Source organism: Streptomyces sp. NPDC003077, assembly GCF_040611095.1.
Lineage (GTDB): Bacteria > Actinomycetota > Actinomycetes > Streptomycetales > Streptomycetaceae > Streptomyces.
On sequence record NZ_JBEXNM010000005.1, the window covers coordinates 229,959 to 253,208 of the forward strand.

18 protein-coding genes and 2 pseudogenes are annotated in these 23,250 nt (G+C 74.1%); 10 read left to right on the top strand and 10 right to left on the bottom strand.

Annotated elements, in window-relative coordinates:
* Window positions 1-35: 35 nt before the first annotated feature.
* The 5 genes from msrB to ABZX96_RS06090 form a co-directional block, all read right to left on the bottom strand.
* Window positions 36-455: a peptide-methionine (R)-S-oxide reductase MsrB gene (gene msrB / locus ABZX96_RS06070; RefSeq protein ID WP_355538551.1), complete on the bottom strand. Its 420-nt coding sequence runs from the start codon at window positions 453-455 to the stop codon at window positions 36-38.
* A gap of 13 nt (window positions 456-468) precedes the next feature.
* Window positions 469-1,866 (bottom strand): UDP-N-acetylmuramate--L-alanine ligase, encoded by a 1,398-nt coding sequence (gene murC, locus ABZX96_RS06075; protein ID WP_355538554.1) that lies wholly within the window; start codon window positions 1,864-1,866, stop codon window positions 469-471.
* Window positions 1,867-2,021: 155 nt separating this feature from the next.
* Complete coding sequence (locus tag ABZX96_RS06080; protein WP_355538557.1) at window positions 2,022-2,555, bottom strand: hypothetical protein; 534 nt, start codon at window positions 2,553-2,555, stop codon at window positions 2,022-2,024.
* A gap of 251 nt (window positions 2,556-2,806) precedes the next feature.
* Window positions 2,807-3,433: a response regulator transcription factor gene (locus ABZX96_RS06085; protein WP_355538675.1), complete on the bottom strand. Its 627-nt coding sequence runs from the start codon at window positions 3,431-3,433 to the stop codon at window positions 2,807-2,809.
* Between the two features lie 359 nt (window positions 3,434-3,792).
* Window positions 3,793-5,004 (bottom strand): sensor histidine kinase, encoded by a 1,212-nt coding sequence (locus ABZX96_RS06090; protein ID WP_355538678.1) that lies wholly within the window; start codon window positions 5,002-5,004, stop codon window positions 3,793-3,795.
* Window positions 5,005-5,565: 561 nt separating this feature from the next.
* Between ABZX96_RS06090 and ABZX96_RS06095 the strand changes: the two genes are divergently transcribed.
* Window positions 5,566-6,846: an ABC transporter permease gene (locus ABZX96_RS06095; protein ID WP_355538560.1), complete on the top strand. Its 1,281-nt coding sequence runs from the start codon at window positions 5,566-5,568 to the stop codon at window positions 6,844-6,846.
* 141 nt (window positions 6,847-6,987) lie between these two features.
* Window positions 6,988-7,746 (top strand): ABC transporter ATP-binding protein, encoded by a 759-nt coding sequence (locus tag ABZX96_RS06100; RefSeq protein WP_355538563.1) that lies wholly within the window; start codon window positions 6,988-6,990, stop codon window positions 7,744-7,746.
* A 66-nt stretch (window positions 7,747-7,812) separates the two neighbouring features.
* On the opposite strand, the gene ABZX96_RS06105 is transcribed toward ABZX96_RS06100, so the two are convergent.
* Both ABZX96_RS06105 and ABZX96_RS06110 read right to left on the bottom strand, forming a co-directional pair.
* On the bottom strand, window positions 7,813-8,349 hold the full coding sequence (locus tag ABZX96_RS06105; RefSeq protein ID WP_355538566.1) for an indole-3-glycerol phosphate synthase: 537 nt from the start codon (window positions 8,347-8,349) through the stop codon (window positions 7,813-7,815).
* 156 nt (window positions 8,350-8,505) lie between these two features.
* Window positions 8,506-9,270, bottom strand: a complete 765-nt coding sequence (locus ABZX96_RS06110; RefSeq protein WP_355538681.1) for a pyrimidine reductase family protein — start codon at window positions 9,268-9,270, stop codon at window positions 8,506-8,508.
* 314 nt (window positions 9,271-9,584) lie between these two features.
* On the opposite strand from ABZX96_RS06110, the gene zapE reads away from it, so the two are divergent.
* From zapE to ABZX96_RS06125, 3 genes are all read left to right on the top strand, one after another.
* Window positions 9,585-10,718: a cell division protein ZapE gene (gene zapE, locus ABZX96_RS06115; RefSeq protein WP_355538569.1), complete on the top strand. Its 1,134-nt coding sequence runs from the start codon at window positions 9,585-9,587 to the stop codon at window positions 10,716-10,718.
* A gap of 602 nt (window positions 10,719-11,320) precedes the next feature.
* Window positions 11,321-12,691, top strand: a complete 1,371-nt coding sequence (locus tag ABZX96_RS06120) for an alkaline phosphatase PhoX (RefSeq protein WP_355538572.1) — start codon at window positions 11,321-11,323, stop codon at window positions 12,689-12,691.
* Window positions 12,692-12,849: 158 nt separating this feature from the next.
* Complete coding sequence (locus ABZX96_RS06125) at window positions 12,850-13,779, top strand: polysaccharide deacetylase family protein (protein WP_355538575.1); 930 nt, start codon at window positions 12,850-12,852, stop codon at window positions 13,777-13,779.
* Window positions 13,780-13,803: 24 nt separating this feature from the next.
* On the opposite strand, the gene ABZX96_RS06130 is transcribed toward ABZX96_RS06125, so the two are convergent.
* Together ABZX96_RS06130 and ABZX96_RS06135 are read right to left on the bottom strand one after the other, a co-directional pair.
* Window positions 13,804-14,106, bottom strand: a complete 303-nt coding sequence (locus ABZX96_RS06130; protein WP_355538687.1) for a hypothetical protein — start codon at window positions 14,104-14,106, stop codon at window positions 13,804-13,806.
* 201 nt (window positions 14,107-14,307) lie between these two features.
* The gene (locus ABZX96_RS06135; protein ID WP_355538577.1) at window positions 14,308-14,985 is read right to left on the bottom strand and encodes an AIM24 family protein; all 678 of its coding nucleotides are present in this window, start codon (window positions 14,983-14,985) and stop codon (window positions 14,308-14,310) included.
* 475 nt (window positions 14,986-15,460) lie between these two features.
* Here ABZX96_RS06135 and ABZX96_RS06140 point away from each other — a divergent pair, with 475 nt between their 5' ends.
* Window positions 15,461-16,189, top strand: coding sequence for an aminoacyl-tRNA hydrolase (locus tag ABZX96_RS06140; protein WP_355538684.1), 729 nt, complete (start codon window positions 15,461-15,463; stop codon window positions 16,187-16,189).
* Window positions 16,190-16,613: 424 nt separating this feature from the next.
* Here ABZX96_RS06140 and ABZX96_RS06145 read toward each other — a convergent pair whose 3' ends face one another.
* Complete coding sequence (locus tag ABZX96_RS06145) at window positions 16,614-17,612, bottom strand: NERD domain-containing protein (RefSeq protein WP_355538580.1); 999 nt, start codon at window positions 17,610-17,612, stop codon at window positions 16,614-16,616.
* A gap of 344 nt (window positions 17,613-17,956) precedes the next feature.
* Here ABZX96_RS06145 and ABZX96_RS06150 point away from each other — a divergent pair.
* The 4 genes and pseudogenes from ABZX96_RS06150 to ABZX96_RS06165 all read left to right on the top strand — a co-directional run bounded on the left by ABZX96_RS06150 (window position 17,957) and on the right by ABZX96_RS06165 (window position 23,236).
* Window positions 17,957-19,382: pseudogene (locus ABZX96_RS06150) on the top strand (DUF692 domain-containing protein).
* A 5-nt stretch (window positions 19,383-19,387) separates the two neighbouring features.
* Window positions 19,388-20,557 (top strand): TIGR04222 domain-containing membrane protein, encoded by a 1,170-nt coding sequence (locus ABZX96_RS06155; RefSeq protein WP_355538583.1) that lies wholly within the window; start codon window positions 19,388-19,390, stop codon window positions 20,555-20,557.
* 207 nt (window positions 20,558-20,764) lie between these two features.
* A pseudogene (locus tag ABZX96_RS06160) lies at window positions 20,765-21,490 on the top strand (DUF4142 domain-containing protein); the annotation flags it as partial.
* Window positions 21,491-21,889: 399 nt separating this feature from the next.
* Complete coding sequence (locus ABZX96_RS06165) at window positions 21,890-23,236, top strand: DUF1996 domain-containing protein (RefSeq protein WP_355538586.1); 1,347 nt, start codon at window positions 21,890-21,892, stop codon at window positions 23,234-23,236.
* Window positions 23,237-23,250: the final 14 nt, after the last annotated feature.

Below are 23,250 nucleotides of genomic sequence, written 5' to 3' on the forward strand. Positions count from 1 at the left end.
ACGCCGCCACCCGGCTCAGGCCGAGGCCCGCGCCCTCACTCCTCGTCCGGACTGAGCCGCAACGAGATCGAGTTGATGCAGTACCGCTGATCGGTCGGCGTCGGGTAGCCCTCGCCCTCGAAGACGTGGCCCAGGTGGGAGCCGCAGCGGGCGCAGCGGACCTCGACGCGGACCATGCCGTGGCTGCGGTCCTCCAGGAGCTCGACGGCGTCGGAGTCCTTCGGGTCGTAGAAGGAGGGCCAGCCGCAGTGGCTCTCGAACTTGGTGTCGGAGCGGAACAGCTCCGCACCGCAGGCACGGCAGGAGTACACGCCGGCGGTCTTGGTGTCGGTGTACTCGCCGACGAAGGGGCGCTCGGTGCCGCCCTCCCGCAGGACGTGGTACTCCTGCGGGCTCAGCTCGGCGCGCCACTGCTCGTCGGGCTTGTCGATCTCGTACGGCTTGTCGTTCGGCATCTGCCGTCTCCCCTCAGCTCTCCAGGTGGGCCAGGATGGCCGGACCGAGGTCGGTCACGTCTCCCGCGCCCATGGTGAGAACGAGATCGGTGGGCCGGGCCATTCCGGCGACGATCTCCGGGACCGCGGCCTGGTCGTGCGCGGCGGTCACCTCGGCGCCCGCCTCCCGGGCCGCGTCGATGATCAACTGGCTGGTGACGCCGGGGATCGGGTCCTCACGCGCCGGGTAGATGTCCAGGACCACGCAGGCGTCGGCGAGCGCGAGCGCGGCGCCCATCTCCTTGCCCAGTTCCTGGGTGCGGGAGAAGAGGTGCGGCTGGAAGACGACCAGGATGCGGGAGTCGGCGGCGGCGCCGCGGATGGCCTCCAGGTCGGCGGTCATCTCCGTCGGGTGGTGCGCGTAGGAGTCGATGACCTGCACGCCGGCCGCCTCGCCCTTGAGCTGGAGGCGGCGCTTGACCCCGGTGTACGTGCCGAGCGCGGTGGCCAGCTCGTCCGCCGGCAGCCCCATGGCCACCCCGGCGGCGAGCGCGGCGACGGCGTTGTGCGCGTAGTGGCGGCCGGGCACCGAGACGGTGAAGGCGAGCGACTGGCCGTCGCGGAGAGTGACGGTGACCTCGCTGGTCAGGCCGCGCGGGGTGACCTTCTCGATGCGCACGTCGGCCTCCGGCGACTCGCCGTAGGTGACGATGTCGAGGCCGGACCGGCCGGCGACCCGGGAGGTCAGCTCGCGGGCGCCCTCCTGGTCGGCGGCGATCACCAGCGTGCCGCCGGGCCGCACCCGCCCGACGAAGGTCTCGAACGACTCGTGGATCTCCTCCATCGAGGCGTAATTCGCGTGGTGGTCCAGCTCCACGTTGAGGACGATGGCGACCTCGGGCGCGTACTTGTGGAAGCTGCGGTCGCTCTCGTCGGCCTCGGCGACGAAGATCTCCCCCGTGCCGTGCTCGGCGTTGGAGCCGGGCTCGTCCAGGTCCCCGCCGATCGCGTACGAGGGCGCGAGGCCCAGCGAGCGCAGGGAGACGGCCAGCATGGAGGTGGTGGTCGTCTTGCCGTGGGTACCGGCCACCGCGATCGGGCGCAGCCCGTCCATCAGGGACGCGAGCGCGTCGGAGCGGTGCACGACGGGGATGCCGCGCTCCCGGGCGGCGGCCAGCTCCGGGTTGTCGGCGCGGATCGCGGAGGAGACGACGACGCTGGTGGCGTCGGCGGCCAGGTGGGCGGCGTCGTGGCCGATGTGGACGGTCGCGCCGAGGTCGCGCAGCGCCCGCGCGGTCGCGGACTCCTTGGCGTCGCTGCCCGCCACCCGGGCGCCGCGCCGGGCCAGGATCTTGGCGATACCCGACATGCCGGCTCCGCCGATGCCGATGAAGTGCGGCCGGTCCATCGAGGCTGGGATGGCGGGTGCCATGCGTGGGTCTCCCTGATCGTCGCTGCGGTCGTGCGGTGCTGCCGGGCGGTGCGGTGGCGCGGTGCCGACCGCGGTGTCGCGGGGCGCTCCGCGCCGGGCGCCGGGGATGATTCTCGCACTTGCGGTGGAGGGGGGTGGCGGGGGTGCTGGGGCGGTCAGCGGTCCGGGGTCCCGCGTGGCGGGAAAAGCGCCGCGCACCGCCCCGGCACGCGGTCCTCGCCGAGGCCGAGTTCGTCCTCCACCTCCAGTTCGACGGCGGCGTGCCGGCGGACGGGGTCGGGCCAGGGCGGCGCCGTCATGGCGCGGAGGCGGTCGTGTGCTTGCGCCGTACCGATCTCGCCCAGGGAGAAGACGACCTTCTGGCGCAGCCGGTACGCGGGGGCGTCCGCCCGCACCGAGCGTTCGGCGGTCCGGAAGAGGCAGGGAACGGCGTCCGCCGCTCGGATCTCACCCAGGATCTCGACGAGGTCCTCGTCATTGGGCCCGGGGATGTCCGCGTCGAGAATGTCCCGAAGTGTTGCGCCGAGACCCGGTGCTCGCAGCGGGGCGGCCAGGTTGGCGAGCCTGTCCGCCCTGCGCCGATCGCTGGCATGAGCCGCTTCACGGATCCAGGCGGCCAGGGGTTGCGTCGTGCCGGGGTGCGCGGTCGCGATGGACCGGGCGTGCCGTTGCGTGACGCGTCCCGTCACGAGGGAATCGATCAGGTCGGCCAGTGAGCCGCTGCCTTTCGGGATGGTGGGTCACCGGTCGTCCGTCCTTTTCTCTTTCTCTTTCCCCTCGGGCGGCTTTCCGTATTTCCCGGTCCGTGTTTTCCGGCGCGCGTTTTGCGGTCCGCGTTTTCCGGTTCGCCGTCTTGTTCACGGCCCGTCGTCTTGTTCTCGGTTCGCCGTCTTGTTCCCGGTCCGCCGTCTTGTTCCCGGCCGTCGCCCGCCGGACGTTCTCACCGCCGGATCAGCCCCCGGGCCGTGGCGGCGGCGACCGCGGACGTGCGGGAGTCGACGCCGAGCTTGGCGTAGATGTGGACGAGGTGGGATTTGACGGTGGCCTGGCTCAGAAAGAGGTGCTTGCTGATCTGGGCGTTGGACAGGCCGTCCGCGACGAGCTGGAGCACCTCGGTCTCCCGGCGGGAGAGCGCGGCGGCGGGTGAACGCAGCCGGTCCATCAGGCGCAGTGCGATCGTGGGGGCCAGCGCGGACTTGCCCGCGGCGGCGGTCCGCACGGCCGCCGCCAGTTCCTCCGGGGGCGCGTCCTTCAGGAGGTAGCCGGTGGCGCCGGCCTCGATGGCGGCGAGGATGTCGGCGTCCGTGTCGTACGTGGTCAGGACGAGGACGCGCGGACCGCCGTCCCGGGCGGTGATCGCGGCGGTGGCCTGCGAGCCGAGCATCCGGCCGCCGAACTGGAGGTCCATGAGGACGACATCGATGCCCAGGCCGGGTTGGGCGGCGAGGTCCACGGCCTGTTCTGCGGTGGGGACGTCGGCGACGACCTCGAAGTCGGGTTCGGTCTCCAGCAGGGCGCGCAGCCCTGCTCGTACGACGGGGTGGTCGTCGGCGAGGAGGAGCCTGATGGGGCAGGGGGTCTGTGTGTCCGTCTGTGGCGCGGTGGCCGAACCCGTCGCGTGAGCCAGATTGGCTGCATCGTTGCGCCCGATGGCGCGAGGAGCCCGGCCGCCCGTCTGACGCACGGTGGCCGAACCCGTCGCGTGAGCCAGATTGGCTGTTCCGTTGCGCCCAATGGCGCGAGGAGCCCGGCCGCCCGCCGACCGCACGGCAGCCGAGCGCATCACATGAGCCAGATTGGCTGCATCGTTGCGCCCAATGGGACAGGAAGACTGGCCGCCCGCCAACCGCACGGCAGCCGGACCCACCGCATGGGCCAGGCTGGCTGTTTCGTTGCGGTCGGGGCCGGATGTGGTGCTCTCGTTGCTCATGTGCGGGACTGCTCCGCTGGGTCGGAGACGCCGGGGGCGTCAGGAGGGTCAGGCGGCGGTGGGCTCGTGGCGGGATCCGTCGGGCACGGGAGGGTGACGGCCACGGCCGTGCCCTCGCCCGGGGCCGACTCGACCACGAAGGTGCCGTGCAGCGCTCGCGCGCGGGCGCGCATCGCGGCGAGGCCGAAACCGCCGCCGTCGGGGCCGGAGCCCGGGGCCGCCGCCCGCGCCGGATCGAAGCCCGCTCCGTCGTCCACGACGTCGAGGGCGACCTCGGTGTCCATGTAACTGAGCGTCAGCTCGACGCGCCCGGCCCCGGCGTGCCGGACGGTGTTGGCGAGCGCGGACTGCGCGATGCGCAGCAGGGCGACCTCGTGCGGGGTGGGAAGCTCCGCCGGTTCCCCCGAGACGTGGCAGTGCACGGCCAGCCCGGAAGTGCGGGCGGTGGTGGCGCACAGCCTCTCCAGGGCGGCGGGCAGCGACCCGGCCTCCAGATCGGGCGGGCTCAGCGCGCGGACGAACCGGCGGGCCTCGGCGAGGTTGTCCACGGCGGCCTGCCGGGCCTGCCGCACGTGGCCGAGCGCCGCGTCGGGCCGCTCGTCGAGCTCCCGTTCGGCGGCCCGGAGCAGGAGCTGGATGCTGGACAGCCCTTGGGCGAGGGTGTCGTGGATCTCGCGGGCCAGCCGTTCGCGCTCGGCGAGCACACCGGCGGCGCGTTCGGCGGCGGCCAGTTCGGTGCGGGCCGCCGTCAGTTCCTCGATGAGGCGGCGGCGCTGCTCGCTCTCCCGGTACAGGGCCTGGTACCCGAGGACGACGGCGACCGCCACCGCGGCCCCGAGCACCGGCCCGACGACCGTGCCCGCCGACAGGGCGCCGGAGTGCCGGCCGAACCCGGCGACCGCCACCGCCGTCGTCGCCCCGACGGCGGCCAGCCCCCACCGCAGCGGCAGCAGGTGGAGCTGGACGAAGAACAGCGGGAAGGCCAGCCAGACGCCGTCCCGCGTGCAGAGCAGCAGGACCGCCCAGACCGCCATGACCGCGGACAGCCACACGGTCGCGGCGGTGGTGGACGTACGGACCCGGGGCAGCGCGGGCCCGGCGGCGTACACGGCGAGCAGCAGCACGGCGGTGGCGATCACGGCGGGCGCGTTCGCGGCGTGCTCGGTCCCGGCCCGTACGGCGGGGAGCGCGAGCAGCGCGACCACCATCAGGTGCAGACACGTGCGCAGCACCCGGAGGGCGGGGGTCAGGGAGTGCGGGTTCACTGGCTCATTCTCGGCGGCGGGCCGGCCGGGGGCCGGGGCTGGTTCCGTTCCGGGGCCGGGACTGGTTCCGTTCTGGGCCCGGGGGCGGCCGGGACGGGTCCTGGGGCCTGGCCGGGTTCCGGGAGCGGCGCGGCGGGGTGTCCGTGGTCTGTGTGTGCCTCCACTGTCGCCCGGGGCGCCGTTCGTTCCTCGGCCCGCCCTCTACCGCTCGGCGCGCCACCGTCCGTCGCTCGGCGTGCCGCCGCGGACGGCTCTGGTCCACTCCGGTCCGCTCCGGCCCGGGCGTCGTTCCGAGCGAGGACATTCCCAATACCCGAGACACGTTTCCCCAGGCTAAGCGAGCGCATCCGGCCCGGCATCAATCAAAAGGTGTAACGCAATCCGAAGCTTTCGATCCTGACGAACCACACCCGGGCGCGATGCCCCCACGTACCCGCCCGGGCGACGGTGGGCGGCAGCCGTCGGACACCGGGTCCGGCGCCGACCGCAGGAAGGCCGAGGGCCGTGTTCGTCGCGTGGAGAGACCTCCGGTTCGCCAAGGGCAGGTTCGCCCTGATGGGAACCGTCATCGTCCTGATCACCGTCCTGGTGGGACTCCTGTCCGGGCTGACGGCGGGGCTGGGCCGGGAGAACACCTCCGCCATCACCGGCCTCCCCGCCGACCACCTCGTCTTCTCGGCCCCGGCCGGCGACGGCGACGTGTCGTTCACCGACTCCCGGGTCCCGGAGGACAGCCGGAGCGAGTGGGCCCGGGTACCCGGCGTCCGGACGGCCGAGCCGCTGGGCATCGCGACGGTCAAGGCCGAGGCGGGATCGGGAGGCGGAACGCCGGCCGCCGGAGCCGGGACGGCCGGGAACTCCGGCAAGGACGCGAACGCCGGCGAGGGCCGGACCGTCGCCCTGGCGGCCTTCGGGGTCCGGCCCGGTTCCGGCCTGGCGCCCGGGGGCGCGCGGGTCGCGGACGGCGGGGTCGTCCTGTCCGCCAAGGCCGCGGACGAACTGGGCGTACGGGCCGGGGACCGGCTGACCCTCTCCGGCACCGAGGCCGAGGTCACGGCCGTCTCCGGGGCCGCGATGTACAGCCACACCCCCGTGGTCTGGACCTCACTCGCGGACTGGCGGCGGCTGACCGGCGGGCCGGGCGGTGAGACCGGAGGGTCCGATGGCTCGTCGGAATCGTCGGGGTCCGGCAGTACGCATGGGTCGTCCGGGAGTACGCATGCGTCGTCCGGCAGCTCGCAGGCATCCGGCGGCGCCGACCGCACCGGGCACCGCCCGGACACCGTCACGGTGATCGCGCTGGCCACCACGTCCGATGACGGCCTCGCCACCGCCGACCGCCGGATGGGCACCAGGACCGTCAGCACCTCCGACGCCCTGAAGGCCATCGGCTCGTACACCGCCGAGAACGGTTCGCTGCAGTTGATGCGCGGCTTCCTCTTCGCGATCTCGGCACTGGTCATCGGCGCGTTCTTCACCGTCTGGACGATCCAGCGGAGCGGCGACGTCGCCGTCCTCAAGGCGCTCGGTGCCTCCACCCGCTACCTGCTGCGGGACGCGCTCGGGCAGGCGGTGGTGCTGCTGGTCGCCGGTACGGCGGTGGGGACCGGGATCGCGGCCGGAGTGGGCGCGGCGGTCGGCGGCACCGTGCCCTTCGTCCTCGATCCGGCCACCGTCCTGGTCCCCGCCTTGATCATGATCGCGCTGGGTGCCGTGGGCGCCGCGCTGTCCATCCGCCGCATCACCTCCGTCGACCCCCTGACCGCCCTGGGGAGCGCCCGGTGAAGCCGCAGAACCACCTCAGGGCGCACCCGATGAATCCACAGATCGCCTCAGGGAGCACCCGATGAACCCGCAGACGCCGACGAACCACCCGAATCCGGAAACGCCGATCGACCACCCGGACCCGAACCCGAAGGCAAGGCCGTGAAGACACCGATGAACCGCCCGAACGCGACGGCCCCCAAACCGCCGGCGCACCACCACTCCGCCCCCGACGCCCGCCCCGGCCTGGAGCTCTCCGGTATCACCCTCACCTACCCCGACGGTTCCGCCCGGCTGACCGCTCTGGACGAGGTGGAGCTGCACGTGCCCGCCGGGACGGTGACGGCGGTGATCGGGCCGTCCGGTTCGGGGAAGTCCAGCCTGCTGGCGGTGGCCGCGACGCTGATCACTCCGGATCGCGGCCGGGTCGTCATCGACGGGACCGACACCACCGGGATGAACCGGGCGCAGCTGGCCGCGCTGCGCCGTGCCAAGGTGGGTGTGGTCTTCCAGCAGCCCAACCTGCTGCCGTCCCTGACGGCGGCGGAGCAGCTCCAGGTCATGGCGCATCTGGACGGCCGCTCACCGCGCGCGGCGCGGTCGCGCGCGCGGGACCTGCTGGCCGCGGTCGGGCTGGCCGACCAGGCGGACCGCCGCCCGCACCAGCTCTCCGGCGGCCAGCGGCAGCGCGTCAACATCGCGCGGGCGCTGATGAACGAGCCGTCCGTGCTCCTGGTGGACGAGCCGACGAGCGCGCTGGACCACGAGCGAGGCGCGGCGGTGCTGGACCTGCTCGTCACGCTCACGCACCAGCGGGCCACCGCGACCGTGCTCGTCACGCACGATCGCGCCCACCTGGAGGCGGTGGACGCGATCGCCGAGGTCCTGGACGGACGGCTGAACTCGCGGACGCCGGCCTGAGCCGGTCACGAGACGCCGGGCCTTCCGCTTCCGGCACCCCGTCCGCCCGTCACCGGCCCGGGAGGGTCACTGATCCGACTTGTCCTCCTGGACGGGGCCCGGGCCGCTGTTGGACGCCGTATCCCGGGCCGAGTCCTCCAGCGCGTGCGAGAACAGCTTCAGCACCGGCACCCCCACCTTGTGCCGGGCGCGCGAGGCCCAGTCGCGGTGGAAGAACTCCTCGACGAAGTGCGGGGTGGTCAGCACGATCACCTCGTCCGCGCCGGTCTCGTCCACGACACTGCGCAACAGGTCCAGCGGGCGGTCCTCGACGACCTGCCCGATCGCCTCGGCACCGGCGGCGCGCAGTGCGCCCAGGGTGTGGGACAAGGCGCGTTCCGCGGGCAGTTCGGCCTGTGGCCCCTCGGGCTCGTCGCCCTCCCGCACGGCCTCCCCGAACTCGCCGAGGGCCACGTCGTCGATGGCCCGCAGCAGGACGTCCTGCTCGCCGCGCGGCTGCATGAGGACGACGAAGGAGACCTGGTCGTCGCCGTGCAGCGTGGTGACGAAGTCCACGTCGGCGGGCGTCAGCGGTTTCTCGATCATCAATACGCTCGTGAACACGACGGGCGCCCTTCTTCTCTTCTTGTGAGCCGTTCTGGTGGAACGGAATTCACATATGGAACGGAACCCAACAGAAACCATCCTGCCCCGTCACTGCGCGGGGCCTGTTGGCCAATAGTGTGCCCAGCGCAGGCAAAGCGGAACTGTCAGTTCCGCTCATTGCGGAGCCTTGCGGTAACGCGTGAACAGGAACCCGGCCTCCTCCAATACGGACGCGAGAACGAATTTCTGGGGATCGGTGACGGGGAAGGCGTTCATGATCCGGGAGGCGTCGCCGGCGACCACGAGCGGGGCCACGGACAGGCACAGCTCGTCCAGCGCCCCGTACTCCGCGAACTGCCCCAGCAGCCGCGGTCCGCCCTCCGTCAGGAGCCGGGTCAGTCCCCGCCGGGCCAGCGCGCCGACGACCCGGGACGGGTCGACGCCCGCCCCCTCCCCCGCGAAGATCACCTCGACGCCCGCGGCACCCGCCGCGCGCACCCGGTCCTGCGGGGCTCCGGCCCCGGTCAGCACCAGCGTGGGCACCAACGGCTCGGTGAACAGCGGCAGCGTGAAGTCCAGTTCCAGACTGGCGCTCACCACCGCGATGACCGGCGCGGGAGCCTGCCCGGCCGCCGCCCGCCGGGCGGCGAACGCCTCGCGGGCCCGGGCCGGGCGGTAGCCCTCCCGACGGACCGTTTCCGCGCCCACGACCACCGCGTCCGCCAGCCCGCGCAGCACCCCGAAGATCCGCATGTCGGCGGCGCTGGAGAGCGGCTGCGAACGCCCGTCGTGATGGGCCGCGCCGTCCAGCGAGGAGACCATGTTGGCGCGCAGCCAGCCGCCGCCCTCGGGACGCACCGGGTACGCGTAGGCGTCGGCCAGCTCGTCCAGCGACCACTCCCGGTCCTCGTACGGAGAGGCGGACCCGTAGGGAGGGATGGCCCCGTAGGGAGGGACGGACGCGTAGGGAGGGACGGACTCGTACGGAGAGGCGGACGAGGCCGGTGAGGCCGCCGCGGCGGACGGGGACGGCGGGGTCGACGGTTCCGACGAGGCGGACGAGGCGGACGAGGTTCCGGCCGTCGGGACACCCGGGGCGGAGGTCCCGCCAGGGGCGGATCCGGCCTCCTGTGCGGGCTGGGCGGGCGGTGCGGGTGGGACGGGACAGGGGAACAGGCGTCGCATACGCGGCAGTGTGACATGCCTCGCTCACCGGGCCGACCCCTTCCGTGCAGCGACTAGGCTGGACGGCTGTGTCGCCTTCCCAGTCCTCCGCATCCCAGTCCTCCCCCGCCACCGGTTCACCGGCCGCGGAGGCCGGGGCTTCCCCCGTCGCGCTGACCTCACGCGCCCCGCACGTCCCGGCCGACCGGCTCGTCGCCGAGATGGTGCCGCCGCCGCGCTTCCAGTCCGCCCGGTTCGAGACCTACATCCCGGACGCCGACCAGCCCAGCCAGGCGGCGGCGGTCACGGCCCTGAGCGAGTTCGCGTCCGGGATCGGCGGCGGGGCGACGGCGGCCGGCCCGGCGGAGGGGAAGCGGCGCTGGTTCGCCCGGAAGCCGAAGGCCGGGGCGGGCGCCGCCAAGGGGCCGCGCGGCGTCTACCTGGACGGCGGTTACGGCGTCGGCAAGACCCACCTGCTGGCCTCCCTGTGGCACGCGGCCCCGGCCGCGCCCGAGCTCAAGGCGTTCGGCACCTTCGTGGAGCTGACGAACCTGGTCGGCGCCCTCGGCTTCCAGGAGACGGTGCGCACCCTCGGCAACCACCGGCTGCTGTGCATCGACGAGTTCGAACTCGACGACCCGGGGGACACCGTCCTCGTCTCCTCCCTCCTGAGCCGCCTCGTCGAGCAGGGCGTGGCGCTGGCCGCCACCTCCAACACGCTGCCCGGCAAGCTCGGTGAGGGCCGGTTCGCCGCGGCCGACTTCCTGCGCGAGATCCAGGGACTGAGCGCGCACTTCCGCCCGCTGCGGATCGACGGCGAGGACTACCGCCACCGCGGCCTCCCCGAGGCCCCCGCGCCCTACGACGCGGAGACCGTCCGCCGCGCCGCGCACCGCACGCCCGGTGCCTCGCTCGACGACTTCCCCGCCCTTCTGGAGCACCTGTCCAAGGTGCATCCCAGCCGGTACGGCGCGATGTGCGACGGGATCACGGCGGTCTGCCTCACCGACGTGCAGGCGGTGCCCGACCAGTCCACGGCGCTGCGGCTGGTCGTCCTCGCGGACCGGCTCTACGACCGGGAGGTCCCGGTACTGGCCGCCGGCAAGCCCTTCGACGAGTTGTTCAGCCCTGAGATGCTCCAGGGCGGCTACCGCAAGAAGTACTTCCGCGCCATCTCCCGCCTGACGGCCCTGGCACGGGACGCGAAGCCGTTGGTGGCGTAGCGCTTGGCTTTTTCGGCCTTGGCTGTTTTGGCCTTGGCTGTTTCTGCGCGCCCCATGCCGTCAGCGCCATGGCCGTTTCCGCCTCGGCAGTTTCCGCACGCCCCGTGCCATCGGTGGCTTGGCTGTTTTGGCCTTGGCTGTTTTCGCACGTCCCCATGCCGTCAGCGCCATGGCCGTTTCCGCCTCGGCAGTTTCCGCACGCCCCATGCCGTCGGTGGCTTGGCTGTTTCGGCCGTGGCTGTTTTCGCACGTCCCCTTACCGTCAGCCGCTCGGCTGTTTGCGCCTTGGCTGCTTCCGCACGCCCCCATGCCGTCAGCGCCATGGCCGTTTCCGCCTCGGCAGTTCCCGCACGCCCCCTTACCGTCAGCCGCTCGACATGAGCCTCTGTCTGCCACCCCACGCGTTTCCTGCCGTCAGTGGTCCGAGGCGAAGGCTTGGCCGTTTCCGCGCGGCCCCGTGCCGTCGATGGTCCGACGCGAGGGTTCGGCCGTTTCCTCACCTCCGAGTCGTCCGCGACCTGGCGCGCGGTCTCCCCTGCGGGCGTGTGACGTGGTACACACGTGCGATCACGTCACCTGTCCGCCAGCAGGGGAGATGCCTCATGTCCGCGACACGTCGTCAGATACTCAGCGGCGCCGGTGCGTTAGGCGCGTCCATCGCCTTCGCCGGTGCCGTCTCCGAGATCCTCGCCGCACCCGCCTTCGCCCAGAGCGCCGGACCGCGCGGCTACGGCCCCTTGGTGCCGGACCCCGCCGGCCTGCTCGACCTCCCGCGGGGCTTCCGCTACCAGGTCCTCTCCCGGGAGGGCGAGGCGCTGCGCTCCGGGGAGGGCGCGGTGCCCAGCCATCACGACGGCATGGCCGCGTTCCCCGGCCGCGGGGGCGCCGTCCACCTCGTACGCAACCACGAGAATTACGGTGCCACCGTCCGCGTCCCCGTCCCCACCGTCCCCGGGCTCACCTACGACCCCGCGGGCAAGGGCGGCTGTACGGCCCTGGGGCTCGACGGGAAGAACCGGGTCCGGACCGAACGGGTCGCCATCGCCGGCACCTCCACCAACTGCGCCGGCGGCCCCACCCCCTGGAACACCTGGCTCACCTGCGAGGAGACCGAGAAGAAGGCGGGTGAGGACGGCTACACCAAGGACCACGGCTTCGTCTTCGAGGTCGATCCGTACGATCCGCGCCGCACCGGCGCCGTCCCCCTGACGGCCCTCGGCCGCTTCCAGCACGAGGCGGTCGCCGTCGATCCGCGCGACGGCACCGTGTACGAGACCGAGGACGCCTTCGACCGTCCCTTCGGCCTCTTCTACCGCTTCCGCCCCGCCAAGCCGCTCGGCGGCACCGGTTCGCTGCGCGCGGGCGGGCGGCTCCAGGCCATGCGCGTCCCGGACGTCCCCGATCTCTCCGCCGTCCAGGAACCCGGCACCGTCTTCGACGGCATCACCTGGGTCGACGTCCCCGACCCGCTGGCCCGGCAGACGCCCGTCCGGCTCCAGGACTTCGGTCCGCGGGGCGTCACCCACGCGCAGAAGCTGGAGGGGTGCTGCTGGGACGGCACCCGCGTCCACTTCGTGTCCAGCTTCGCGCGCCGGGACTACGGCTCGGCCGCGGACCACTCCGGACAGGTCTGGACGTACGACCCGGGCCGGCGCCGTCTCACCCTCGCCGTCGTCTTCGGCGTGGACAGCGACATCCAGTTGCCCGGGGAGTCGCCCGACAACATCTGCCTGGCGCCCGGCGGCGGCCTGATGGTCTGTGAGGACGGCCGCGGGGCGCAGTACGTCTTCGGGCTGACCCGGCACGGCGAGGTCTACCCGATGGCCCGGGGACGTCAGAACATCGGGACGCCGGATGAGCCGGAGTACGGCGAGTTCGCGGGCGTCACCTTCTCCCCCGACCGGCGGACGATGTTCGTCAACTGCTACACGCCGGGGACGACGTTCGCGGTGACGGGGCCTTGGCAGCACTGAGGGGCGCGTGTGAGCCGTGTGGTGTGTGGGCCGGGGGCGCCGGGACGGGCAGCCGCCCGGGTGAGGCCTCGCTGCCGCGCGGGTGAGAAGCGGGTGCCACGCGGGTGACGCCTCCGGGGCGCCGGTCGGCGCGCCGGTCCGATGGTTACGTCTTCATCATGGCCACCAGCACCAGAACGCGGTCCGCGACACGGCCGCGCCTGCTCGCCACCCTGCTGATCGCGTCCCTCGCCCCGGCGCTCGCCGCCTGCGCGGGCTCCGGGGCGGGGGACGCGGGCCGGGCCGCGCCCGCCCGCTCCCCCGCCCGCGCCACCCCGTCCGCCGCCCGGGCCGGGCCGATGGCGGTGCCCACGCTCGCGGCGGCGTCCGGCGGCCGTGCCCCCGTCTTCACGCGCGGCACATGGCCCGCGAAGGACGGGAACCGGGCCGACGGAACCGGGGGCGGGACGAAGCCGGTGGCGCTGACCTTCGACGGCGACATGGCCGTGGGCCAGGGCCCCCGCGCCGCACGCGGCGAGCGCTTCGACAATCCGGCGCTGATCGCGACCCTCCGCCGCCTCAAGGTGCCGGCGACCATGTTCCTGACCGGCCGGTGGGCCGAGCAGTACCCGGACCAGGCCCGGTCGATCGGCCGCGACCCCCTGTTCGAGGTGGCCAACCACTCCTACAGCCACCACGCCTTCGCCGACTCCTGCTACGGCATGCCCCACGTCCCCCAGGACGCGATGCGCGGCGACGCGGAGCGGGCGTTCGACGCGTTCCGGCGGGCGGGGGCGCGGCGCTGGGTGCCCTACTTCCGGTTCCCCGGCGGCTGCTACGACGACCGGGCGCTGCGCACCCTGGCCCCGTCCGGGATGACCGTGGTCCAGTGGGACGTGGTCAGCGGCGACGCGTTCGCCGACGACGCCGACCCGGTGGTGCGCCAGGTGCTCGCCCAGGTGCGGCCCGGCTCGGTGGTGGTCCTGCACTGCACCCGCAGCGCGGCCCCGGCCACCGAGGAGGCGGTGCGCCGCGTCGTCCCCGCCCTGCGCGACCGCGGCTACCGCCTGATGAAGGTCTCCCAACTGCTGGCCGGCCAGGTGCGCTGAACCGCCGGCGGGAACGCGCCTGCCCTACCCCGAGCACGCCGTCCGCTGGGCCTCCTGCCACTCGCAGACGGGGCAGAGCACGATCCCGGGCCGGGCTGATGGGTGCTCGGTGGGCTCGCCGCACAGCACGCAGTCCGCGTAGGGCGGTCCGGCGGGCGGCGCCGGGTCCGTGGGGGTGGGCGTTGCCGCGGGGGCAGGGCCGTAGCACTCCTCAGCGTCCGGGGCACCGCGGGTCCCGGCCCCGTCCGGTGCCATACCGGCCGCGCGGGCCGCGTCCTCCGGCACAGCCGTGCGGGCCCCGTCCTCCCTACCTGACATATCTGGCATGGCGGTGACCTTACGCTCCGGGCGCACGCGGCCGTGCGGCGGCCCGTGTGCCCCGGGAGCCCGTGCCCCCGGAGCCCGTGTCCACGTGGAGCCCGTCCGCGCGGGGGCCGGCCGTGTCCGCCCGGTGGCGCGCCGGGGAACGGAGGGGCGGCCCGCCGGAGCAAGGGCCCACCGGAGAATGGGCCCGCCGCCGAGGAACGGTCAGTTGCCGCCGGACTTCTCCGGACGGAGTTCGCTCGGCCGGACGATCACGACGCCCTCCCCGTCCAGCCGCAGCTGGACCGCCTCGCCGGAGCCGCCGCGGAGCATCGACCCCAGGCTCTGCGAACGGTGCAGGGAGGTGTGCAGGGCGGTGCTCCAGCCCACCACCGCGTCGGTGTCGACGAACACCGGGGCCTTGGACGAGACCGGAATGACCAGCGGGTTTCCCTCGCAGATCACGCCCAGCCTGCCGTGTCCGGTGAAGACGGAGTTGAACAGGCCGCCGCCGGCCATCCCGGCGCCCTTCACGACCTTTATGTCGTACGACAGTGTCTGGTCGAAGCAGAGCACATTGCGACCGTTGATGGTCATGCTGTCGCCCGGTGTGAAGTCGATGATGAAGCAGTTGGCGGCCTCATGGGCGAACCAGACCTCGCCCCGGCCACGCACCACCATCAGCGCCAGGCCCTCCCCGGTGACGGCGCGCTTGAGGAACTTGCCCACCCCCTGCCCCTGCTTCTCGAACCGCAGATCACCGCGGTAGGCCACCATCGAGCCCTGCCGGGCGTAGCACTCCCCGTCCACGGCGTACTTGATCGACTTGGCGTTCTGCTGGGTCATGCCGGGGGCGGTGGCCCAGGTCGCCAGGTTCTCGGAGGCGAAGAGGTCGCTGTGCATGCCTCACATGGTCGCCCGGAACCTGACGCGCCGCCAGAGCAGCGGTGCGCTGACGTGCCCCGGGGCGCACGCCGGACGGGGGCGCATGACGAGCCCCGTGGGGCGTGACGGGCCGCCAGGAGACGGGGCGCGGCCGGATCGTGTCACCGGCGGCTGGCAGACTGGTCGGGTGACCAGCCGCGACACCTCCGCCCCCGCAGCCTCCTCCCGCCCCACGAGCCCCACTCCGGCCCACACCGCCGACCCCGCAGGGACGACCGGCCCGGGCCAGGCGCACGACACCCACCCGAGGAGCGCCGACGGGCAACCGGAGGACACGGCCCGCACAGCAGACGGCACACCGCAAGTAAACGGCCACGCCGGTGCCGTCGCGCCGAACGCGGACGGACAGGACGGCAAAAACAGACAGGACAGCAGGAACAGACAGGACAGCAGGAACGGACAGGACGGCGAGAACGGACAGGACGGCCAGGACGTGCCGGACGGCGCGGGTTCCAGTCCCTTCCGGCACGCGGAGACCGCACGGGACGAAGCCCCCCAGTTCGTCCTGCCACTGGTCGTCCGTATGGAGCGGTCCGAGCCACCCGCCCGTACGGACGCGCTGGAGACCGCGGCGCGCGCGGTGCTCATACTGCTCGCGGACGAGCGCGCGAACGGCGACGGCCAATGGGCCGAATCCGTGCGGGACTGGCAGGATGCGCGCATCCGCAAAGTGGTGCGCCGGGCGCGGGGTGCGGAGTGGCGGCGCGCGGAGGCGCTGCCCGGCATCACGGTCACGGGCGCCCACGCCCAGGTGCGGGTCTTCCCGCCGGTGCCGCTGGACGGCTGGCCCAAGGACCTCGCCCGCCTCCAGGTCTCCGGCACGGAGCTGGACGACCCGCAGCCGCCGGCGGCCCCGGACACCGCCCGCCCGGTGCTGTGGCTCAACCCCGCCCTGGACATGTCGGCGGGCAAGGCCATGGCCCAGGCCGGCCACGGCGCGCAGCTCGCCTGGTGGGAGCTGACCGACGACCAGCGCGCGGCCTGGCGCGCGGACGGCTTCGCGCTCTCCGTACGCACCGCGGACCCGCGGGACTGGGAACAGCTGACGAGCAGCGGCCTGCCGGTGGTCCGCGACGCGGGGTTCACGGAGATCGCCCCCGGCTCCTGCACGGTGGTGGCGGACCACCCCGCGCTGCGAGACCGGGCGGGATCCCACCGGTAGGAAGGGGAGGACCCCGGTAGGAACGGGATCCCTGTAGGACCGGAACCGACGGCGCGCCGCACGGCAGGGGCGCGGCACGGCGGAGCGGCGAGCACCGCCCCGGGAACGCCCGCCCCCGCCTCGTAACGCCCAGCTCCCGGCCAGGCCCGCGACGTCCGGCCCGTAGCCATGCCCCGCCACCCCCGCGGTACCCGACCGCCGACGGCGCCCGGCCCCGCAACGCCCGCTCGCCCGCCGGCAACACCCGGCCACCCGGGTCTCCCCGGCGGGCAGCCGCACGCCGGGGCGGCACGCGCGGCACCAGCGACACCCAGGACCGACAGCGGCGCCGCCAGACGACAGCGACACCGACACCGCCCCCGCACGCACCACGATGATCCGCGAAGCACACCCCAGCGCTCCCCGAACCGCCACGCGCCAGCCGTCAGGCCGCCAGCCACGTACGGCGGTTGCGGGCCACCGTGTGAACCCGCTCCACCCGTTCCGGCGCCAGCACGCCGCCCAGCGCACCGAGGGCCGCCGCCTCGCGCTCGTCCCGCGCCACCCGTATCCCGCGGAGTCCCGGATCGACCTCGACCCGTGCCGCGCCGACGAACGCCAGCACCGGACGGACCCGCACGGCGAACCCGCAGCCGCGCGTCAGGACATAGGACGCGCGGTGCGCCGCCTGACGGCACCAGCGGACGTACGGGAACACCTGTCCCCGCCGCCCCGTCCGCACCTCGTCCCCGCCGACCCGGACCCGCGCCCGCGGAACGTGGTGGTCCTGGACACACAGCACGCCGCCCGGGCCGATCAGGAGGTGGTCGATCACCGCGTTCGGCGGCAGCGGGACGGAGTGCAGGACGTACCAGCCGCCGGCACCGAGCCCGTCCAGCTCCGCCCCCACGGCGCTCGCGGCCAGGAGGGCACCGCGCCACGCGTCCTGGGGCGGATGCCGGCCGAGCACGCGGGCGAAGAGGAGCGCCGCCGCGCCGCGCGGCTGCTCGGCGAGGCGGGAGCGGAGCGCCTCGCCCGGGCGGTTCGGGGCGAGGTCGTCGTCCGGGGGGAGGAAGAGCCGGTCGGGGTCGATCGCGTACTGCGTGGTCTCCTGCTTCCATTCCCCGCCGGGTTCGGTGGAGCCGTCGGGTCCCGGCGCCATCACCGGCCCGCGTCCCCGTGCCGACCCGCTTGCGTCGGACGGCCCGCGTCCCCGTACCGGCCCGCCCTCGCCGGACGACCCGCGTCCGCGTGCCGACCCGCGCGCGTCGGTCTGCCGGCGTCCCCGTACCGGCTTGTCCGCGTCGGACGGCCCGCGGCGCGCCGCCGTCCCGCCCGCCCCGGTCGGCTTGCGTTCCCCGGTCGCCCCGCGTTCGTCCGCCGGCCGGTGAGCGGCACCGGGCGGCTTGCCGCCGCCGTCGGTCCCGTTGCCCCGTTCGCTCACGACGCACCACCCCCGAGGGCCATGGGAGCAGGCGCCGGGTCGCCGTGCAAGGGGTGCGGGAAGCAGAGCCGCGCCTCGTGCGCAACCCCACCCCAACCTCCGGCGAAGCCCGGGAAGAATTCAGGAGGACCCGGAAAAACCAGGGCCTACGAGTCCACCCGGACCGGTCGCACCGCCCCACCCACAGGCACCGCGGACCCCGGCCGGGCCGCACCGTCCGGTACGCCGAACGCGAACCTCAAATCATCCTCTGAACCCATCGGCCACAGGGTTCGTCACCACATGGCGGGGCCATGAGTACCCAACCACGAGTCAGCGGCACATCAGGAACGGGAGGGGGAGCCATGGAGCACCTGGGAACGGGCATCGGCTGGCGGCCGGAGATCGCCACCGAGATCGCCGGGCTGACCGGCATCGACTGGGTGGAGGTCGTGGCCGAGAACATCTGTCCGGACCACCTCCCGCCCGCCCTGCTCGCGCTCCGCGAACGCGGTACGACGGTCGTCCCGCACGGCGTCTCCCTCGGCCTCGGCGGCGCGGACCTCCCGGACCCCGGCCGGCTGGCCGCGCTCGCCGAGCGTGCCGAGGCGCTGGGGTCGCCGTTGGTGACCGAGCACATCGCGTTCGTGCGGGCCGGTGGCGCGCGCACCGCCTCGCCGGTCCTGGAGGCCGGGCACCTGCTCCCCGTCCCGCGCACCCGCGACGCGCTGGACGTGCTGTGCGAGAACGTGCGCATCGCGCAGGACGCCCTGCCCGTGCCGCTCGCGCTGGAGAACATCGCGGCGCTGATCGACTGGCCTGACGAGGACATGACCGAGGGCCGGTTCCTCGCCGAGCTGGTCGAGCGGACGGGCGTACGGCTGCTCATCGACGTCGCCAACCTGCACACCAACCACGTCAACCGGAACGAGGACCCGGCCACGGCGCTGGACGAGCTGCCGGTCGAGGCCATCGCGTACGTGCACGTCGCGGGCGGGATCGAGCGGGACGGGGTCTGGCACGACACGCACGCCCACCCGGTGACCCGTCCGGTGCTCGACGTGCTCGCCGAGCTCTGTTCCCGCACCGCACCGCCCGGCGTCCTGCTGGAACGTGACGACGACTTCCCGGACGCGGCCGAGTTGGCCGGCGAACTGGACGCCATACGAGCCGTGGTCGAGGAGGCCCGCCGTGTACCGCTCACCTGAACCGCCGACGGCGGAACCCCGTCCCGGCACCGGGGCCACCGCGCCCACCGGCCCGGGGGCCGCCGGCCCCGCACACGTCACCCTGACCAAACAGCCGGCCCGCCGCACCACCGACCCTGGCGCCGGCACGGAGACCGGCAGCGATACCGGATCGACGACCGGCACCGACGCCGCCCGCGCCCGCCTCGCGCTCGCGCAGACGGCGCTGCTGTCGGCACTGGTGGCGGGCACCCCGCCACCGGAGGGCTTCGACCGCCGGCGGCTGCTCGTGCAGAGCCGGGCGCTGGCCGCCAAGCGCGCCTCCGTGGTCGCCAAGGTGGCGCCGGAGCTGCCCGAGATCCTCGGCGCGGAGTACCGGGCGGCCTTCCTCGCCTACGCCGCGAACCGCCCCATGACGGACGGCTACCGGGCGGACGCCCTGCGCTTCGCCGCCCACCTGCTGTCGGAGAACCGGCCCGCCGACCCGGCGGCGCGCCGCCGGCTGACCCAGTGGTGGCGGGACCGCTCGGGCCCCACACCCCCCTCGCGCCACCCCGTGGCCCGTTTCGCGCGAGCCGTCCGGTTCGCCCTGCACAGGAGGTAACCGCCATGTCCGTCGTTCTACTGGTGCACCTGGTGGCCGCCCTCTCGTCGGTCGTGCTGGTCATCGGGACCGTGCGGGCGCGCCGGCTGCCACCCAGGGCCCGGAACCGCCTCGAACGCGTCCAGGACGTCTGGCTCGGCGCCTTCCTCGCCGGCGGGCCGGGGCGGGTGGCGGACGCCGCCATCGCGGGGATGCACGCGGACGGCCGGCTGGCCATCGGCGGCCCGGGAGTGATCTCCGTGCGGCAGCCCGTCTCGCACCACCGCGTGGAGGCCGCCGTCCTCCAGGCGATCGAGCAGACGCCGAGCGGCGCGCTGACCACCGTGCGCGCGAAGGTCATGCGCAGCCAGGCGGTGCAGGACTTCGGGGACCGGCTGGACCGCCGCGGACTGCTGCGGCACCCGCGCCGCGGCCGGCCCTGGCGGCGCATGGCCGTCGTCCAGCTCGTGTCGTGCGTGGCGGTCGTCCTGCTCGCCCTGCTCCTCACCCTCACGGACGCGTTCCACGTCGGAACGGGAAGCGTGCCGTTCGTCGTGACGGTCCTCCCGGCCGGCGTCCTGGGCGCGGTCGTGGCCCTGGTCTGCCGGAGCGGACTGCGCGGCCGGATCACCCCGGCCGGTGTCACGGCGCTGCGGTTCTTCCGCAACGGCAACCGCTCGCGGGTCCGGAGGCTGACGGCCGAGGGCGGTATGGGCGACGCGCGGAACGCGGCACGGAACGCCGCCCTCCTGGTGGCGCTGGGCGGTACCGCCGTCCTGACGGACGAGCTGCTGCGGGACCACCTCACCGAGGCCCAGCGCACCCTGTCCGGTGCCTCCGCCGGTGCCTCGTCGAGTTCGTCGTTCGGGATCTCGCCCAGCCTGGCCGTGGGGTCGTCCACCGACGTGTCCGACGGCGACGTCCGCGGCGATGACGACTTCTCGTGGACCGGGGACGACAGCGTGTCGTGGTGCGGGGCGTCCGACAGCGGTTCCGGGTCCGGGTGCGGCAGTTCGTCCTGCGGCGGTGGGTCGAGTTGCGGAAGCTCGGGATCGGGCTGTCCGAGTTCGAGCTCCGGTTGCTCAAGCTCCAGCTCCAGTTGCGGCAGCTCAAGCTCCAGCTCCAGTTGCGGCAGCTCAAGCTCCAGTTCCAGCTGCAGCAGCTCAAGCTGCGGCGGTTCGAGCTGCGGGAGCTGACGGCCCTTCGGGGCGCGCGCCCGGCCTCGCGCGGCTCCCCCGCCCCGGGGGAACCCGCGGCCGGGCCGGGACTCCGCACGGCCCCCGCCCGCTCCCGGGCAACCGGTCAACGTACCAACGTCCGGCTGCTCGAACACGGGCTTCCCCGAACGGGCGAGGGGATCGCCACAGCGCGCACTAGCGTGCGGTGCCGCACCAGGAGGCACCATGCGATCCCTGACCGGCACCGGTCTCGTCGTCACCGCCCTCGTCGCGACGCTGGCCGCTCTGCTCTTCCCCATCCTCTCCTTCGCCGGCGGACCGGCCGGCGCGCAGAACGACGACACCCGGACCGTCGCCACCCCGTTCGGCCCGCTCTCCGCGCTCGACCGCGACTTCGTCCAGCGCGTGCGGCTGGCCGGGCTGTGGGAGCTGCCCGCCGGCCGCCAGGCCGAGGCCCGCGGCGGTACGCGGGCCGTGCGCACCGCGGGTGACCACCTCGTCCACGGGCACACCGACCTGGACCGCCGGGTCCGCGAGGTGGCCTCCGAGCTCGGGCTCGCCCTCCCCGATCGCCCCAACCCGCAGCAGCGGGGCTGGCTCGCGGAGCTGGACGCCGCGCGCGGGGCCGCGTACGACCGGACGTTCGCCAACGTGCTGCGGCTCGCGCACGGCAAGGTCTTCGCGCTCGTCGCGCAGGTCCGCGCCACCACGCGCAACTCGTTGGTGCGCGCACTGGCGGACGCCGCGAACGCCACCGTCCTGGACCACATCGCCGTACTGGAGCGCACCGGGCTCGTCGACTTCGACGCCATCGCCCGGGACGCCGCCACCGCCTCGCCCCCGCCGAGCCCTTCGGCCCCGCCACCGACCCTCGGCGCGGCCCCGGCCACCCCGCCGCTGCCCGTCGCCCCGTCACCGACGTACGGACTCCCGCCCGCCGCGACGCGCCCCGGCGCGCCGCCGGCGGCCACCTCCGCGCCGCCCGGCCCGTCCCGAGAGGCCGACGCCACGAGCCCGGCGGACCCCGCCGACCGGCCCGACCGATCACGCGCCCCCTCCCCGCCACCCGGCCGGGACCTGTCCGGCACGCCGGACCAGGGCCAGGGCCACGACCGGAGCCGGAACCCGGGCGACCACGGCGGCGACAGCGCGCGCGACCAGGACAACAGCGACCAGGGCGGGAACGGTCGCGGCCAGGGCGGGGACAGCCCGGCCAGCCGGAACCAAGACCGCCCGCCCGGCCACGGCACCCCCTGAACCGCCGCCCGGGACACACCCGCGCGGCAGCCGTGGACCACACCGCACGAACCCATGCCCCCCACTCCCCGAAACGAGAAGAAGTGACCCACCATGCCCCACCACCAGCACACCCCCCACGACCACCCCGACTCCGATGACCGAGCCACTCCCGGCCGCCAACCCGCGCCCGATCTCCGGCCCCCGCGCCGGGCCGGGCGGGCCGTCCAGCCCCCGCCCTCCCCGCGGCCCGCGCGGCACCGCCGCCGCCTCGGCGCCAAACACCTCGTGATCGCCGCGCTGCTCGCACTGCTCGGCTCCGCCGGCACCTTCCTGTCCGTCACGGGAAACGCCTCGGCCAGCAACACCGACTCCCCGTCCACGTCGACCACCCCTCCCCCGTCATCACCCAGCGTGACATCCCCCACTGACAATCACGCCGGGCACGGCGGGCCGGACGCTGCCGACTTCGTCGACATCCGCTCCGTACGCCCCGGCGTCCAGCGCCCGCCCAACGGCCGCGGCGCCTCCACCGGCACGTTCACCTCCCGCTGCGGACGCAACGAGAACCGGCACAACAACCCCGACAACTTCATCGTCACGCCGGGTGTCAGCAACGGCGCCCACCACCTCCACGACTACGTCGGCAACCTCTCCACCGACGCCTTCTCCACCGACGCCTCGCTGCGCGCGGCCGGCACCACCTGCGCCCGGGGCGACAAGTCGACATACTTCTGGCCCGTGCTCCGCGATCGCGTCACCGACGACCGGAGCCGGAGCGGCGACGCGAACGCGAACCCGGACGAGAAGGGGGATGCGAACCCGGACGGCAACGGGAACGCGAACCAAGGGGGGAACACGACCCCGGACGAGAACGGGAACACGGACCCGGCCGGGAACGCCGCACCGGCCCGGCAGAGCAGCCCCGACGGCAACACCGGCCGGGCCCTGACCGCGCGCTCCGTCTCCCTGACCTTCCTCGGCAACCCGGCCGGCAAGGTCACCGCCATGCCCGAGGGTCTGCGCGCCATCACCGGCGACGCCAAGGCGTTCACGAACGGCGCCGCCAACGCCCGCGCCCAGTGGACATGCACCGGTTTCGAGAACCGCCGGCTGGCCGACAAGTACCCGCTGTGTCCCGGCGGCAGCCAGGTCGTCCGGCTGCTGGAGTTCCCCAGCTGCTGGAACGGCGCGACCACCGACAGCGCCGACCACCGCTCGCACCTGGTCTTCCCCGACCGGAACAGCGGCCGGTGCCCCGGCACCACCCGGGCGGTGCCCCGGCTCCAGATGCGGCTGACCTACGCGGTGCCGGCCCGGCCGCTCGCCTTCGCGGTCGACAGCTTCCCCGAGCAACTGCGCAAGCCCGTCACCGACCACGCCGACTTCGCCAACTTCATGCCGGCGAACCTGATGGCGACGGCGGTGAACTGCATCAACACGGGACGCCGCTGCGGATGAGCGGGCGCGGCCCG

What these genes read in the sequence shown, in the direction of transcription:
- msrB (WP_355538551.1), bottom strand. Translation starts at nt 455, where the DNA reads ATGCCGAACGACAAGCCGTACGAGATCGACAAGCCCGACGAGCAGTGG.
- murC (WP_355538554.1), bottom strand. Translation starts at nt 1,866, where the DNA reads ATGGCACCCGCCATCCCAGCCTCGATGGACCGGCCGCACTTCATCGGC.
- ABZX96_RS06090 (WP_355538678.1), bottom strand. Translation starts at nt 5,004, where the DNA reads ATGGTGGTCGCGCTGCTCGCGCTCCCCGCCGTACGGGCCGGGACCGAG.
- ABZX96_RS06120 (WP_355538572.1), top strand. Translation starts at nt 11,321, where the DNA reads ATGTCCGCGACACGTCGTCAGATACTCAGCGGCGCCGGTGCGTTAGGC.
- ABZX96_RS06125 (WP_355538575.1), top strand. Translation starts at nt 12,850, where the DNA reads ATGGCCACCAGCACCAGAACGCGGTCCGCGACACGGCCGCGCCTGCTC.
- ABZX96_RS06130 (WP_355538687.1), bottom strand. Translation starts at nt 14,106, where the DNA reads ATGCCAGATATGTCAGGTAGGGAGGACGGGGCCCGCACGGCTGTGCCG.
- ABZX96_RS06135 (WP_355538577.1), bottom strand. Translation starts at nt 14,985, where the DNA reads ATGCACAGCGACCTCTTCGCCTCCGAGAACCTGGCGACCTGGGCCACC.
- ABZX96_RS06155 (WP_355538583.1), top strand. Translation starts at nt 19,388, where the DNA reads ATGTCCGTCGTTCTACTGGTGCACCTGGTGGCCGCCCTCTCGTCGGTC.
- ABZX96_RS06165 (WP_355538586.1), top strand. Translation starts at nt 21,890, where the DNA reads ATGCCCCACCACCAGCACACCCCCCACGACCACCCCGACTCCGATGAC.